The sequence below is a fragment of the Streptomyces sp. Ag109_G2-15 genome (assembly GCF_900215565.1).
In the GTDB taxonomy this organism is placed as follows: domain Bacteria; phylum Actinomycetota; class Actinomycetes; order Streptomycetales; family Streptomycetaceae; genus Streptomyces; species Streptomyces diastatochromogenes.
This window is the reverse complement of sequence record NZ_OCNI01000001.1, coordinates 3,829,624-3,842,419: the sequence shown is the minus strand read 5'-3', so window position 1 is coordinate 3,842,419 and position 12,796 is coordinate 3,829,624. Positions and strand designations below refer to the sequence as shown.

Annotated in this window: 16 protein-coding genes; 6 read left to right on the top strand and 10 right to left on the bottom strand. The window is 69.5% G+C overall.

Annotation, left to right across the window (positions count from 1 at the left end):
- Positions 1–80: 80 nt before the first annotated feature.
- The 4 genes from CRP49_RS17275 (at position 81) to CRP49_RS17260 (ending at position 2,318) form a co-directional block, all read left to right on the top strand.
- Positions 81–1,088, top strand: a complete 1,008-nt coding sequence (locus CRP49_RS17275; RefSeq protein ID WP_097254173.1) for a fatty acid desaturase — start codon at positions 81–83, stop codon at positions 1,086–1,088.
- Positions 1,085–1,759, top strand: a complete 675-nt coding sequence (locus tag CRP49_RS17270; protein ID WP_094222674.1) for a TetR/AcrR family transcriptional regulator — start codon at positions 1,085–1,087, stop codon at positions 1,757–1,759. Before CRP49_RS17275 ends, CRP49_RS17270 begins: the two co-directional genes overlap by 4 nt.
- A gap of 62 nt (positions 1,760–1,821) precedes the next feature.
- A complete protein-coding gene (locus CRP49_RS17265) occupies positions 1,822–2,073 on the top strand; it encodes a type II toxin-antitoxin system Phd/YefM family antitoxin (RefSeq protein ID WP_097254172.1) in 252 nt (83 codons plus the stop codon).
- Positions 2,070–2,318, top strand: coding sequence for a type II toxin-antitoxin system RelE/ParE family toxin (locus CRP49_RS17260; RefSeq protein ID WP_097254171.1), 249 nt, complete (start codon positions 2,070–2,072; stop codon positions 2,316–2,318). The genes CRP49_RS17265 and CRP49_RS17260 overlap by 4 nt, the downstream gene beginning before the upstream one ends.
- Here the strand turns inward: CRP49_RS17260 and CRP49_RS17255 are convergent.
- Both CRP49_RS17255 and CRP49_RS17250 read right to left on the bottom strand, forming a co-directional pair.
- Positions 2,293–2,673, bottom strand: a complete 381-nt coding sequence (locus CRP49_RS17255) for a VOC family protein (protein WP_097254170.1) — start codon at positions 2,671–2,673, stop codon at positions 2,293–2,295. The genes CRP49_RS17260 and CRP49_RS17255 overlap by 26 nt on opposite strands.
- 2 nt (positions 2,674–2,675) lie before the next feature.
- Positions 2,676–3,488, bottom strand: a complete 813-nt coding sequence (locus tag CRP49_RS17250) for a trans-aconitate 2-methyltransferase (RefSeq protein ID WP_097254169.1) — start codon at positions 3,486–3,488, stop codon at positions 2,676–2,678.
- A gap of 89 nt (positions 3,489–3,577) precedes the next feature.
- Here CRP49_RS17250 and tamR point away from each other — a divergent pair, with 89 nt between their 5' ends.
- The gene (gene tamR / locus CRP49_RS17245; RefSeq protein WP_053661755.1) at positions 3,578–4,075 is read left to right on the top strand and encodes a MarR family transcriptional regulator TamR; all 498 of its coding nucleotides are present in this window, start codon (positions 3,578–3,580) and stop codon (positions 4,073–4,075) included.
- Here the strand turns inward: tamR and CRP49_RS17240 are convergent.
- Positions 4,034–4,801: a response regulator transcription factor gene (locus CRP49_RS17240; protein ID WP_097254168.1), complete on the bottom strand. Its 768-nt coding sequence runs from the start codon at positions 4,799–4,801 to the stop codon at positions 4,034–4,036. The genes tamR and CRP49_RS17240 overlap by 42 nt on opposite strands.
- Before the next feature lie 262 nt (positions 4,802–5,063).
- On the opposite strand from CRP49_RS17240, the gene CRP49_RS17235 reads away from it, so the two are divergent.
- Entirely contained in the window at positions 5,064–5,519 is a 456-nt protein-coding gene (locus tag CRP49_RS17235) for an N-acetyltransferase (RefSeq protein WP_179851653.1), read from the top strand.
- 7 nt (positions 5,520–5,526) lie between these two features.
- Here the strand turns inward: CRP49_RS17235 and CRP49_RS17230 are convergent, their stop codons facing one another.
- The 7 genes from CRP49_RS17230 to galT all read right to left on the bottom strand — a co-directional run bounded on the left by CRP49_RS17230 (position 5,527) and on the right by galT (position 12,661).
- On the bottom strand, positions 5,527–6,027 hold the full coding sequence (locus CRP49_RS17230) for a hypothetical protein (protein WP_097254167.1): 501 nt from the start codon (positions 6,025–6,027) through the stop codon (positions 5,527–5,529).
- The gene (locus CRP49_RS17225) at positions 6,027–6,614 is read right to left on the bottom strand and encodes a hypothetical protein (RefSeq protein ID WP_143670002.1); all 588 of its coding nucleotides are present in this window, start codon (positions 6,612–6,614) and stop codon (positions 6,027–6,029) included. Before CRP49_RS17225 ends, CRP49_RS17230 begins: the two co-directional genes overlap by 1 nt.
- Positions 6,615–6,661: 47 nt before the next feature.
- Positions 6,662–8,839: a hypothetical protein gene (locus CRP49_RS17220; RefSeq protein WP_097254165.1), complete on the bottom strand. Its 2,178-nt coding sequence runs from the start codon at positions 8,837–8,839 to the stop codon at positions 6,662–6,664.
- A gap of 5 nt (positions 8,840–8,844) precedes the next feature.
- On the bottom strand, positions 8,845–9,291 hold the full coding sequence (locus tag CRP49_RS17215) for a hypothetical protein (RefSeq protein ID WP_094217396.1): 447 nt from the start codon (positions 9,289–9,291) through the stop codon (positions 8,845–8,847).
- Between the two features lie 186 nt (positions 9,292–9,477).
- Positions 9,478–10,632 carry a galactokinase gene (galK, locus tag CRP49_RS17210; protein WP_097254164.1) on the bottom strand — a complete coding sequence of 385 codons (1,155 nt, stop codon included), beginning with the start codon at positions 10,630–10,632 and terminating at the stop codon, positions 9,478–9,480.
- The gene (gene galE, locus CRP49_RS17205; RefSeq protein WP_097254163.1) at positions 10,632–11,603 is read right to left on the bottom strand and encodes a UDP-glucose 4-epimerase GalE; all 972 of its coding nucleotides are present in this window, start codon (positions 11,601–11,603) and stop codon (positions 10,632–10,634) included. The genes galK and galE overlap by 1 nt, the downstream gene beginning before the upstream one ends.
- On the bottom strand, positions 11,600–12,661 hold the full coding sequence (gene galT / locus CRP49_RS17200) for a galactose-1-phosphate uridylyltransferase (protein ID WP_097254162.1): 1,062 nt from the start codon (positions 12,659–12,661) through the stop codon (positions 11,600–11,602). The genes galE and galT overlap by 4 nt, the downstream gene beginning before the upstream one ends.
- Between the last annotated feature and the right edge of the window lie 135 nt (positions 12,662–12,796).

Genomic DNA, 12,796 nt, shown 5'->3' with positions numbered 1-12,796 from the left:
AGGGAAGGATTGCTGGAGTCCCGTTCGGTCCGGCCGGTCCGGCGCCCTGTCTCGACCCTCGAACCCCACAGGGGACACGCATGACCTCACGTTCCGATGTGATCGAAGAATCCCGTACGGCCGACGACACTCCCATTTCCTCCGCCACGCTGGGCGGCGAGCAGAAGCGTTCGATCGAGCAGATCACGCTGCTCCTGTTCATCACCGTGCCGTTCCTGGCGCTGGTGGCGGCCGTGCCGCTGGCCTGGGGCTGGGGGGTGAGCTGGCTCGATCTGGGCCTGCTGGTGTTCATGTACTACCTGGGGTGCCACGGCATCACGATCGGTTTCCACCGGTACTTCACCCATGGTTCGTTCAAGGCCAGGCGGCCGCTCAGGATCGCGCTGGCGATCATGGGGTCGCTGGCGGTCGAGGGCCCGCTGGTGCGCTGGGTGGCCGATCACCGCAAGCATCACAAGTTCTCCGACGCCGAGGGCGACCCGCACTCGCCGTGGCGGTTCGGGGAGACGGTTCCCGCGCTGATGAAGGGCCTGTGGTGGGCGCACATCGGCTGGATGTTCGACGAGGAGCAGACCCCGCAGGAGAAGTACGCGCCGGATCTGATCAAGGACCCGGCGATCCGGGCGGTCTCCCGTCAGTTCGCCCTGTGGACGGCCGTGTCCCTGCTGGTGCCGCCGCTGGTCGGTGGTCTGGTGACGATGTCCTGGTGGGGCGCGTTCACCGCGTTCTTCTGGGGCTCACTCGTGCGAGTGGCGCTGCTGCACCATGTGACGTGGTCGATCAACTCGATCTGCCACGCGGTGGGCAAGCGGCCGTTCAAGTCGCGGGACCGCTCGGGCAACGTGTGGTGGCTGGCGGTGCTGTCCTGCGGGGAGTCCTGGCACAACCTGCACCACGCCGACCCGACCTCGGCGCGGCACGGCGTGATGCGCGGCCAGATCGACTCCTCCGCGCGGATCATCCGCTGGTTCGAGTTGCTCGGCTGGGCGTACGACGTGCGCTGGCCGTCACGCTCGCGTATCGATTCGCGCCGTAACACCGAGGAAGGCGGCTCTCGGCGCCGGAAGGAAGCCGCGAAGGCGGCATGATTGACGCCGTGGCGACCGACTCCAGCACCCCCAGCACTGACAAGCCGCGGCGAGCGCGCCGGACCCGTATGACCGGTGCGGAGCGCCGCCAGCAGCTGCTGGAGATCGGTCGCACCCTCTTCGCGGCGAAGGGCTTCGAGGGCACCTCGGTGGAGGAGATCGCGGCGAAGGCCGGGGTGTCCAAGCCGGTGGTGTACGAGCACTTCGGCGGCAAGGAGGGGCTGTACGCGGTGGTGGTGGACCGCGAGATGCGGCGCCTGCTGGACATGGTCACCGGCTCCCTGACCGCCGGCCACCCCCGTGAGCTGTGCGAGCAGGCGGCCTTCGCGCTCCTCGACTACATCGAGGAGTACACGGACGGCTTCCGGATCCTGGTCCGCGACTCCCCCATCCCCCAGTCCACGGGCTCCTTCGCCTCCCTCATCTCCGACATCGCCACCCAGGTGGAGGACATCCTGGGCCGCGAGTTCAAGTCCCGCGGCTTCGACCCCAAGCTCGCCCCCCTGTACGCCCAGGCCCTGGTCGGCATGGTCGCCCTGACCGGCCAGTGGTGGCTGGACGTACGCCGCCCGAAGAAGGCGGAGGTCGCGGCCCACCTGGTGAATCTGGCGTGGCACGGCCTGGACGGGCTGGAGCAGAAGCCTCGGTTGATAGGGCACCGGAAGAGCTGAGGTTCACCTCAAGAGGTGACATCGATAGACCACAAGATGCACCTTGTGGAACCATGTAGGGCATGACCGAGATTGCGATCAGCGCCGCCCGTTCCCAGCTCGGAGACCTGGTCCGCCGTGCGGCTCATGGCCGCGAGACCATCGCCCTCACCGACCACGGGCATGTGGCGGCACTTCTCGTCTCGCCGCAGGTGATAGAGGATCTCGAAGACGCCCTGGCCGTCGCCGACTACCAGCGACGCAAGGCTGAGGGCACCTTGGGAGAGGGCATCCCCCATGAGGAGGTCGGACGCCTTCTGGGGCTGCGTCCGTGACCTACCGCATCATCTGGGAGCCGGGCGCCACGGACCAGGCCGTACGGTTCCTCAAGGACGACCCTTCTGGGCTCGCGTCCGTCTATGAAGCCGTCGACGCACTCGCCGAGACACCGCGCCCCGCCAACTCCACCGCTTACGGCCCCAACATCCGGCGCCTGCGCGTGGGCGCGTACCGCGTCCTCTACGTGATCGAAGACGACGTGGTTCGCATCCTCATCACACACCTGGGTCGGACGGCCTGACCTTCTCCAGAAACTCCAGCCGGTTCCCCACTGGATCCTCCGAGTAGAAGCGTAGGTGGCCGGGGAGGTTGTCGTCCCAGGTCACCGGCGCTCCACGTGCGGCCAGCCGGGCAGCGTACGCCTCGATGTCCGTCACTCGGAGTCCCGGATGGGCCTTCTTCGCGGGCCGGAAGTCCTTCTCGATGCCCAGATGGAGCTGGACGGGTCCCGCCTGGAACCAGCAGCCGCCCCGCGCCGCCAGCACAGGCGGCTTCGGGATCTCCGTCATTCCGAGGACGTCGACGTAGTACGCCCGCAGCGTGTCCTCCGACCGGGGCGGAGCCGCCAGCTGGACGTGGTCCACAGCGGCGAGCATCGTCACTCCCCCTTCACGGCCACCGCGAACAGGCGGCGGAAGGGCAACACCGTGCCGTACGGCTCGGTCGGGTAGGCCTCCCGGAGCAGGTCGCGGTACTCGGTGACGAAGGCGTCGCGGGCCTCGGGGTCGTCGGCCAGGGCGGTCAGAGCGGGGCGGAGGCCGGTGCCCTTGACCCAGTCAAGGACCGGGTCCTCGCCCGGAAGGATGTGGAGGTACGTCGTCTGCCACACATCGGTCGCGCAGCCCAGGCGGGCGAGGCGGTCCAGGTAGACGCCGGGCTCGTGGACGGAGTCCTCGTGGCGCAGGACGTCGGCCAGGCGGGACTTCCAGCGGGGTGTGGCGGCCAGTTCGCGCATCAGGGCGTGCAGCGGGGCGTCGATGTTGTCCGGGACCTGGAAGGCGAAGGTGCCGCCGGGCTTGAGGGCGGCGATCCAGTCGGCGAAGCGGTCGGTGTGCCCCGGCACCCAGTGCAGGGTGGCGTTGGAGACGATCAGGTCGTGCGGCTCCTCGGGCGTCCAGACGCGGGCGTCGGCGTGGGCGAAGTCGAGGTGGCCGCCGCCGGCCGTGGCGCCCTCGTGGTCGACGTGGGCCTTGTCGAGCATCTCGGGCGAGTTGTCGTAGCCGGTGATGTGCGCGGTGGGCCAGCGTTCGGCGAGCAGGGCGGTGACGTTGCCGGGGCCGCAGCCGAGGTCGGCGATGCGCGGCCGCTCGTCCGGGAGAGCCGGGACGCGGGCGAGCAGGTCGGCGAAGGGGCGGGAGCGGTGGCCGGCGTGGCGGAGGTACTGGGCGGGGTCCCAGGTGGGCGTCGTCATGTCCTCCACTCTCCCGCCGCACTTATCTTGATGTCAAGAGACTTGAGATCAAGAGACTTCATGTCGACACAACCACTACACTGATCTCCATGGAGGACGAGGTCGATCGGCTGGTCGCAGCGTGGCGCCGGGAGCGTCCGGACCTCGACGTGGAGCCGCTGGAAGTGCTCAGCCGGGTGAGCAGACTGGCCCGGCACCTGGACCGCGCACGCCGGCTCGCCTTTTCCGAGCACCAACTCGAACCCTGGGAGTTCGACGTGCTGACCGCGCTCAGGCGCGCGGGAACGCCGTACCAGCTCTCCCCCGGACAGCTGCTGACCCAGACCCTGGTCACCTCGGGCACGATGACCAACCGGATCGACCGGCTCGCGAAGAAGGGCCTGGTGGAGCGGCTGCCCGACCCGAGCGACCGGCGGGGCGTGCTGGTCCGGCTGACCGACACGGGCCGGGACCGCGCGGACCAGGCGCTCGCGGGCCTGCTGGAACAGGAGCGGGCGATCCTCGCCGAGCTGTCCCGCGCCCAGCGCGCCGAACTCGCCGGCCTGCTACGCCAGCTGACCGCCCCGTTCGACAACATCCCCGGCTAGGTCCACCGGCCCGACTCCGGCCCGCCGGGCGAGCGCGACGGCGGCCAGGGTCGAGTGGACGCCCAGCTTGCCGAGGACGTTCTGCATGTGGGTGCGCACGGTGTGCGGGGAGAGGAACAGCCGTTCGGCGACGGCCTTGCGGCCGAGGCCCGCGACCATGCAGCGCAGCACCTCCCGCTCGCGCGGGGTCAGCGACTCCACCAGCTGCTCGCTCTCGGTGCGGTGCTTGCGCGCGGCCGTCAGCTCCTTGAGGACGCCCGTGAGCAGGGCGGGCGGCAGATGGGTCTCGTCGCGCAGCACACCCCGGATCACCGTCAACAGCCGGGAGAGCGAGCAGTCCTTGGCGACCCAGCCGGAGGCACCCGCCTGCAGCGCGAGGGCCGCGCGCCGGGGGTCGTCCTTCTCGGCGAGCACCACCGTGCGCACTGCGGGCTGCGCCGAGCGGACGCCCGCGACCAGCGAGATCCCGTCGACCAGGCCCTCCTCGTTGCCCTCCCGCACGGGCACGGCCGGGCGGACGCCGGGCAGGTTGCCGCCCAGGTCGGCGTCGACGAGAAGGACGTCGTAGCGGCGGCCCTCGGCGGCCGCGCGCTCCAGGCAGCGCAGCGCGGCCGGGCCGCTGCCGGCGGCGGAGACGTCGACGTCGGGCTCGGCGGCCAGCGCCGCGGCCAGCGACTCGGCGAAGATGCGGTGGTCGTCGACGACCAGGACTCGGATACGAACCACGAAACCCCCTTCCCCAGGCTCCGCACGGAGCAGGGGATACCCAAGGTTCGGAGCACGACGACCCGCGCGGGCACGACACCTGCGGAAGGAACGCCCACCGCACGGCCGCCGCCGTTGCGGAAACTGCTACCCCCACCACAGGCGCCGTACCCGCCTGTCTCGCCCCCTGATAAGCACCGGCCCCCACCGGTACTGCTCCTCAGAGTACGGATGGGAGCACGGAGCGGAAGCCGATTTACAGAACTGGCCGTCCGGCACGTTTATGGTGTGCCGCATGTTTCGTATTGAGGCGGAAGTCGACAAAGCCCGACGTGATCTGCTCCGCTCCCGGCTGCGGGACACCAACACGGCGGCGTCCCCGGTGCTCGCGGCCCTGCGCGGCACACCGGGGGAACGTGAAGTCCCCCTGCACGTCTGGGCGCTGGACCCGGCCGGAGACCTGGCGGGCGGCCTGGTCGGCCACACCTGGACGACCTGGATGCACGTCACCTACCTGTGGGTCGACGCCGCCCACCGCGGTACCGGCCTCGGCTCCCGCCTCCTCACCAAGGCCGAGCGCATCGCCCGCACCAAGCGCGGCTGCACGGCCGCCCGGCTGGAGACGTGGGACTTCCAGGCACCGGAGTTCTACAAGAAGCAGGGGTACGACGTGGTGTGCGTGATCCCCGACTATCCGCCGGGGATCACGGAGTACACGCTGACGAAGCGGCTGGGGTGACGGGGGGTCACTCCGCCGGAGGGGTCGACGGAGGTGGCGAGGGCGGGGGCGGGTAGGGCGGCCGGGGCGGGGGCGGGTAGGGCGGCCGGGGCGGGATCCTGGGCGCCGGCGGGCCCACCGGTGGCGGCGGCTGGGGTTCCAGCGAGCGGCGGGGGCGGGGTGCCGGCGGCCGGGGGGTGAGGGGCGGTGCCGGGGTCGGCGGTGGCGGCGGGGGCAACGGCGGTTCGTCGTCCGACAGCACCGGGCCGCCCGCCCGCAGCCGCTCGATGGTCCGCTCCGCCCGGCGGCGGGCCCGGGGGTCGTCGTCGCGCCGGAAGAGCAGCCGCAGGGTGACGGGGCCGCGATATCCGAGCAGCACATAACCCGCGCCGCGGAGCTGCTCGGTGGAGATCAGCACGTACCCGAGCGCGTGCGCGATCGCCTCGGCCCGAGCCTTCACCGACACGGCGCCCTGGATCTCGACCTGCCCCCGGCCGTCGAACCGGGACCGTATCTCGTCGTCGTTCATCACTGGTCCTTGTAGCGGGGCAGTTCCGCGGGAAAGTCGCGGGGAGCCTTGCACCCGGCCAGTCTGTAGGCGTGCTTGGAAAGTTGGTAGGCGAAGTCGGTCAGAGCCTGCCGCAACGGCACGCCCGTGGCCTTGGCGCTTCCGTAGACCCGGGTCTCACCGATGACCGCGTAGGGCTCGGAGGCGTTGTAGGAAGGGACGGCGGGAGGTACACAGGGCACGTACACCGACGACGTGTCCGTACCGGGATCGATCTGAGCCAGACCTTCTATGTCGCCCACGGAGACGTGGATGACATGCCGGGCTCCGGACTCCCGATAGTTGTCGAGCCATTGCTGCTGGGAGACGGACTGGACCCGTGCTTCGCCGGAGAGGGACACGTCATCGCTGGTGGTGACGTGACACCAGAAAGACAGGTTGTCCCCCGCGCCCTGGCTGTCGGAGCCGCTGTCGGCCGATTGCGCCCGGGGCAGCACCTGCTTGACCATGTCCCGTTTGAGAGTGCCTTCGCACATCTTGTCCGGGAGCAGATAGAGGCCTTTGTTCAGGAAAAGCCACCCAGCGCCGCAGAAGAGTCCGAGAGCCACGAAGAACAGAAGGATGACTTTCGTTCGGCTCGTCTGTGACCTTTCCACTAGGGCCGCTCCTTCGTATTGCTCAAGTACTCACTGCTCTGGTCCCAGCCCAGGTTGACGGAATTGCGGATGAGATCGTCGGCGTCGTCCTTGGGCAGGTTCACATGGTGTCGAGCAAGCGCGTCCTCGGTCGACCACTGTGTCTGCTGGTTGACGGAATCCCGCATCGCATACAGGTCCTTGGCGCTCGCGTACAACCCCTGGTCCTTGGCGCCGTGCATCTCCTGGCCTTCGATCAGACGGTCGACGGCCCCGCCGGCAACGGCACCGGCCGCTCCCCCGACCACGGACCCCATGACCTCTCCGCCCAGATGCTCGGGGAGCTTGAGGCCGGTCAAACCGATGTTGACCCAGGTCTTGGCAGCGTCCCCCTTCTGCTTCAGGGCGTCGTTGTAGTCCGACTCTCCATCGACGGCGGCCTTGACTTCGCCGTCCGCGACGGAATGCCCGACGATGCCCTCGATGATGCCCGCATTCCTGCCGATGTCCTGGAGCACGTGCTCACGGGAGCCGTGGAACAAGGAAGGGTCGGAAAGATGTGATTCGAGGAGGCTGCCGGTGTAGATGCTCTCGCCGTAAATGATCCCGGCCCGGCCCGCCGGGTCGGCGGATGTCGCGGAGAGAAACCGCACCACATCGGGGACGTGCTTTCCCTGGAAAGCACCGGGATCTTCACTGTTCGTAAGGAAAGCGGAGCCCGAGTTGGGACCGGCCAGGGCCTGGCTGATCTCCGGCATATAAGAAGCCGACATGTCCCCGAAGCTCTCGCCCAGCCCCTTGGTCACCAGGTCCGCGCCCCCGTCGGGATCGGCCACCGCCTGCATGATGTTGCCCATGATCTTGACCTGGTCCGCGCTGTGCGGCGGGGCCATGGAGGAGGTGTCGCCGTTGGCGACCCCGGTGACCGCGGCCTCCAGGGCGTGCCCGAGGGACTCTCCGCGGTCCGTGTACTTGGTGGTGCCGAGCATGTGGTCCAGGTCCGACTTGGACTCGAAGGCGTGCTCCGCAGCCTCCGGGTTGTGGGAGAGGCCGTCGAACAGTCCCTCCAGCGGGTCCCGGCCGTTGCCGTCGCCGAAGACGAGGTCCGTCGCGTCGTAGCCCTTGACCCACAGGTCGTCGGTGTTCGACTCTCCCGCTCCCCTGTCCTGCTTGAACAGCTTCTGGCGGTAGTCGTCGAGGAACTCGGTGTCGTACTGGCCCTGGCGCATGAGGCTGCTGATGACCTGGGAGCCGAGGGCGCCGACCGGGCTGGGCGACTTGTCGGCGCGGAAGTTGGTGTTGGTCTCGGCGAGGAGGTCCTTCTTCCAGTCCTTCATCGCGTCCGAGTCCGAGAAGGACGCCGTGGCCAGCGTCATGCTCAGGTTGCTCTGCAGGTCCTTCATCGTGTCGAGTTCCGAGCCCCGCGCGCCGGCGTGGGTGTAGCTCATCTCGGTCCAGAACTGGAGCGTCTTCTTGGGCCCCAGGCGGGTCGCGAACTGCTCGGCGAACAGGGGGTCGTCGTGGTACTGCCCCATCGTGCGGTTGAAGGCGGCGATGTCGTCGAGGCTCATGTCGTCCGGGTTCTCGGCCATCTTCGCCAGCTTCTCCGCGGCGGCGACGGCCTTGGCCGCCTCGTCCCGGTCGGCGTAGGAGGCGTCGGCGAAGCCGTACTTGGCCTGGTCGACGAGGAGCCTCAGGACCTTCGCGGCGCTGGTGTCGCTCTCCGTCGCCTTGGACAGGATGCCCTGGATCTCGTCGCGGAAGGCGTCGACCACCTTCTGGTCCGTCACGCCGGTGTTCCCGCTGGGGTCGGACGCCCAGTCGGGCCGGGTGTTCCCGGCGACGGTGAACGTGCCGCAGCCGGTGTCGACCACGGTCAGGTTCTGCTCCGAGGCCCGCCTGATCGCGTCGTTCAGCTGGGTGCGGTAGCCGATGAGTTCGCCGCGTGTGTCGCTGAGGATCTTGGTGATGGAGTCGGCCTGGGTGTGCGCGTCGGCGAACTCGGCGGCGGTCTTGTCGATGAACTCGCGGCTGACGGTGGCGTTCACCCCCGCCCACTTGGCCGTGTCGGCCTTGGCCTTGAGGTTGTTCTCGGCGTCCTTCCGCAGGTCGGCGAGTTTCCTCGTCATCTGTTCCCAGTCGGTGACCGCTTCACCGAGCTTGGCGAAGTTTCCGTGGCGCAGAGCGTCGAGGTCCATCGGCGTCAGTGGCCCTTCCGGTCGTCGAAGCCCTCGTCGAGCGTGGCGATGCTGCTGACCGTGCCGGCGATGTAGGAGTCGTCGGCCGCGTGCTGGTTCTGGGTGGAGCGGAGGTGGTTGGAGATGTGGGCGCATGCGTCCAGCAGGGTCTTGGTCTGCTCGTTCCAGCGCTGCGTCACATGGTCCAGGGCGTCTCCGAGGGCGAAACCCTCGCCCTTGAGTCCGCCCGCGGCCGCCTCGGAGGCCACGCGCGCGTGGCCGCTGTAGGTCGTGAAGTCGTTGAACAGGTCATGGGCCGCCTTGCCGACCGCCTCCAGGTCCTTGTGCCCTACTACGAGATCTCCCTGGGTGCCGCCGCCTCCCTGGTCGGCCGGGTACTGGTTGAGCTGCATCCGGGTGGAATGCCGGTCGGCCGCCGTGGTCTTCAGCTGTTCCCACTCGTCCCACGCCATAGGTGTTCTCCCCCGTGTCTCCTGGTGCACCGCCGGACGCTGCGGTGATGGCCATGTACATTACCGGCCATTCCCAAGTGCCCTGCGGGGGCTCGGTAGTTCGGCCGAAGCCAGGGAACGACGACACCGGCCCCGTACACGTCGATCGCGTACGAGGCCGGTGTGGGCCGGGGGGGACCGATGCCGTCAGTTCGCCCGCCGCGCCCCCGCCGAAGGCACCGCTTCGAAGACGCGCGGGGCCGTGAAACCGGCCACGGCGAAGGCCTCCTCGACGGCCTTGGTGAGGGTGTCCACGTCGGTGGCCTCCGCGAGGACGATCGCCGAGCCGCCGAAGCCGCCGCCGGTCATACGGGCGCCGAGCGCGCCGTTCGCGAGGGCGGTGTCGACGACCAGGTCCAGCTCCGGGCAGGAGATGCGGAAGTCGTCGCGGAGGGAGGCGTGGCCCTCGGTGAGGACCGGGCCGATGGCGCGGGTCTCGCCGGCGCGGAGGAGGGCCACCACGCGCTCCACCCGCTGGTCCTCGGTGACGACGTGCCGGACCAGGCGGACGACCTCCTCCTCGTCGCCGAGGCGGGCGAGAGCCTCGTCGAGGTCGGCGTAGGCGACGTCGCGCAGGGCGTCCACGCCGAGCAGGGCCGCGCCCTTCTCGCAGCCGGCCCGGCGCTTGCCGTACTCGCCGCCGCTGTGGGCGTGCTTGACCTGCGTGTCGACCACCAGCAGGCGCAGGCCCTCGGCCGCGAGGTCGAAGGGGATCTGCTGCTGGGACAGGTCGCGGGTGTCGAGGAACAGGGCGTGCCCGGACTCGCAGCAGGCCGAGGCCGTCTGGTCCATGATCCCGGTCGGCGCGCCGACGTAGACGTTCTCGGCGCGCTGGCACAGGCGGGCCAGCTGCCAGCGCTGCAGACCGAGGTCGTACAGGTCGCTGAGCGCGAGCGCGATCACGACCTCCAGGGACGCGGAGGAGGACAGGCCGGCGCCGGTCGGGACCGTGGAGGACAGGTGGATGTCCGCGCCGGTGACCTCGTGGCCCGCCTCGCGCAGCGCCCAGACCACGCCCGCCGGGTACGCCGTCCAGTTCTCGTCGCTCTGCGGGGCGAGCGCGTCCAGCCGCAGCTCCACGATCCCGCCCTCGACGTCCGCCGAGTGCAGGCGCAGGACGCCGTCCGTGCGGCGGGAGACCGCCGCGGTGGCCTGGTGCGGCAACGCGAAGGGCATCACGAAGCCGTCGTTGTAGTCGGTGTGCTCGCCGATGAGGTTGACCCGGCCGGGCGCCGCCCAGACGCCCTCCGGCTCGGCGCCGTACAGCTCGGCGAAGCGCTCCCGGACCTGCTGTGCCCCCACTACTGCTCCCTTGCAGACTTCTCGATGTGCCGCGTGAACTCCCACGCGTCCGCGACGATCCCCGCGAGGTCCGCGCGGGACGGGTTCCAGCCCAGCTTCTCGCGGGCCGTGTCCGCCGAGGCGACCAGGACCGCCGGGTCCCCGCCGCGGCGCGGTGCGACCACCTCGGGGATCGGGTGACCGGTGACCTTGCGGACGGTGTCGATGACCTCGCGGACGGAGAAGCCGCTGCCGTTGCCGAGGTTGCAGATCAGGTGCTCGCCCGGCTGCGCGGCCGTCAGGGCCAGCAGGTGGGCCTCCGCCAGGTCCGCGACGTGGATGTAGTCGCGGACGCAGGTGCCGTCGGGGGTCGCGTAGTCGTCGCCGTAGACCGAGATCGCGTCGCGGCGGCCCTGGGCCACCTGGAGGACCAGCGGGATCAGGTGCGACTCGGGGTCGTGGCGCTCGCCGTAGGCCCCGTAGGCGCCGGCCACGTTGAAGTAGCGCAGGGACACCGCGGCCAGGCCGTGGGCGTTCGCCTCGCTGGTGATCATGTGGTCGACGGCGAGCTTGGTGGCGCCGTAGGGGTTGGTCGGCTTCGTCGGGGCGCTCTCCACGATCGGGACCTGCTCCGGCTCGCCGTAGGTGGCCGCCGTGGAGGAGAAGACCAGCTTGCGGACGCCCGCCTCGCGCATGGCGCCGAGCAGGGCCATGGAGCCGGCCACGTTGTTGTCCCAGTACTTCTCCGGCTTCACCACCGACTCGCCGACCTGCGAGGAGGCGGCGAAGTGCAGCACGCCGTCGTAGGAGGCGTCGAGCCACTTGGCGGCGTCGCGGATGTCGCCCTCGACGAAGGCGGCACCGGCGGGCACGCCCTCGCGGAAACCCGTGGAGAGGTTGTCGAGGACGGTGACCTCGTGGCCGGCCTCCAGCAGGTGCTGGGCGACCACGCTGCCGACGTACCCCGCCCCACCCGTCACCAGGTACTTCATGAACTCGCTACCTCTCGCAGTCGCTCGGCCGCGCGCTCCGGCGGCACGTCGTTGATGAACACGCTCATGCCGGACTCGGAACCCGCGAGAAACTTCAGCTTGCCGGAAGTGCGGCGGATGGTGAAAAGCTCGAGGTGGAGCGCGAAGTCGTCCCGCGTCACACCGTCGAACTCCTCCAGCGCGCCGAACGGGGCCTGGTGCCAGGCCGCGATGTAGGGCGTGGGGGACTCACCTTCACCGAAGATCCGGTCGAAGCGCCTCAAGAGTTCCAGATAGATCTGGGGGAATTCTGTGCGTGCCGCCTCGTCGAGCGCGAGCAGATCGGGGACGCGGCGCCTCGGGTACAGGTGGACCTCGTACGGCCAGTGCGCCGCGTAGGGCACGAAGGCCAGCCAGTGTTCACCCTCAAGGACGACACGCTCCCCGGCGAGTTCCTGCTCCACGATGGCGTCGAACAGGTTCTCCCCGCCGGTCGCCTCCTTGTGGGCGGCGAGCGAGCGGAGCATCAGCGCGGTGCGGGGCGTGGTGAAGGGGTAGGCGTAGATCTGACCGTGCGGGTGTCCGAGGGTCACACCGATCTCTTCACCCCGGTTCTCGAAACAGAACACCTGCTCGACGGAGGGCAGATGCGACAGCTCCGAGGTGCGGTCCGTCCAGGCGTCCAGCACCAGGCGGGCCTGCTCCCCGGTGAGGTCGGCGAAGGAGGCGTCGTGGTCGGAGGTGAAGCAGACGACCTCGCAGCGGCCGGAGTCGCCGGCCAGCGAGGGGAAGCGGTTCTCGAAGACGACGACGTCGTACGAGGAGTCCGGGATCTCGCTCAGCCGCTCGCCCCGCGTGGGGCACAGCGGGCACTCGTCGGCCGGCGGATGGTAGGTGCGGCCCTGACGGTGGGAGGCGATCGCCACCGAGTCGCCGAGCAGCACATCGCGGCGGACCTCGGACGTGGTGATCGTACGGTCCAGCGGGCGGCGGTCGACGGCGTCCCGCACGGTGTCGTCCCGAAGGTCGTAGTAGATCAGCTCACGACCGTCGGCCAGCAGGGTCGAGGTCTTTTTCACGCCGGACTCCTTGTTCAGCCCACCAGGGGTGTGTCCCGCACCCAATCACTCAACACAATCAAACATAACAGACCACAACCCGACAACACCCTGGACCATCACAATCAAACAAAGGACATCAACAGAAGTGTTCAA

What these genes read in the sequence shown, in the direction of transcription:
- CRP49_RS17275 (WP_097254173.1), top strand. Translation starts at nt 81, where the DNA reads ATGACCTCACGTTCCGATGTGATCGAAGAATCCCGTACGGCCGACGAC.
- CRP49_RS17270 (WP_094222674.1), top strand. Translation starts at nt 1,085, where the DNA reads ATGATTGACGCCGTGGCGACCGACTCCAGCACCCCCAGCACTGACAAG.
- CRP49_RS17265 (WP_097254172.1), top strand. Translation starts at nt 1,822, where the DNA reads ATGACCGAGATTGCGATCAGCGCCGCCCGTTCCCAGCTCGGAGACCTG.
- CRP49_RS17255 (WP_097254170.1), bottom strand. Translation starts at nt 2,673, where the DNA reads ATGCTCGCCGCTGTGGACCACGTCCAGCTGGCGGCTCCGCCCCGGTCG.
- CRP49_RS17250 (WP_097254169.1), bottom strand. Translation starts at nt 3,488, where the DNA reads ATGACGACGCCCACCTGGGACCCCGCCCAGTACCTCCGCCACGCCGGC.
- tamR (WP_053661755.1), top strand. Translation starts at nt 3,578, where the DNA reads ATGGAGGACGAGGTCGATCGGCTGGTCGCAGCGTGGCGCCGGGAGCGT.
- CRP49_RS17235 (WP_179851653.1), top strand. Translation starts at nt 5,064, where the DNA reads ATGGTGTGCCGCATGTTTCGTATTGAGGCGGAAGTCGACAAAGCCCGA.
- CRP49_RS17230 (WP_097254167.1), bottom strand. Translation starts at nt 6,027, where the DNA reads ATGAACGACGACGAGATACGGTCCCGGTTCGACGGCCGGGGGCAGGTC.
- CRP49_RS17220 (WP_097254165.1), bottom strand. Translation starts at nt 8,839, where the DNA reads ATGGACCTCGACGCTCTGCGCCACGGAAACTTCGCCAAGCTCGGTGAA.
- CRP49_RS17215 (WP_094217396.1), bottom strand. Translation starts at nt 9,291, where the DNA reads ATGGCGTGGGACGAGTGGGAACAGCTGAAGACCACGGCGGCCGACCGG.
- galE (WP_097254163.1), bottom strand. Translation starts at nt 11,603, where the DNA reads ATGAAGTACCTGGTGACGGGTGGGGCGGGGTACGTCGGCAGCGTGGTC.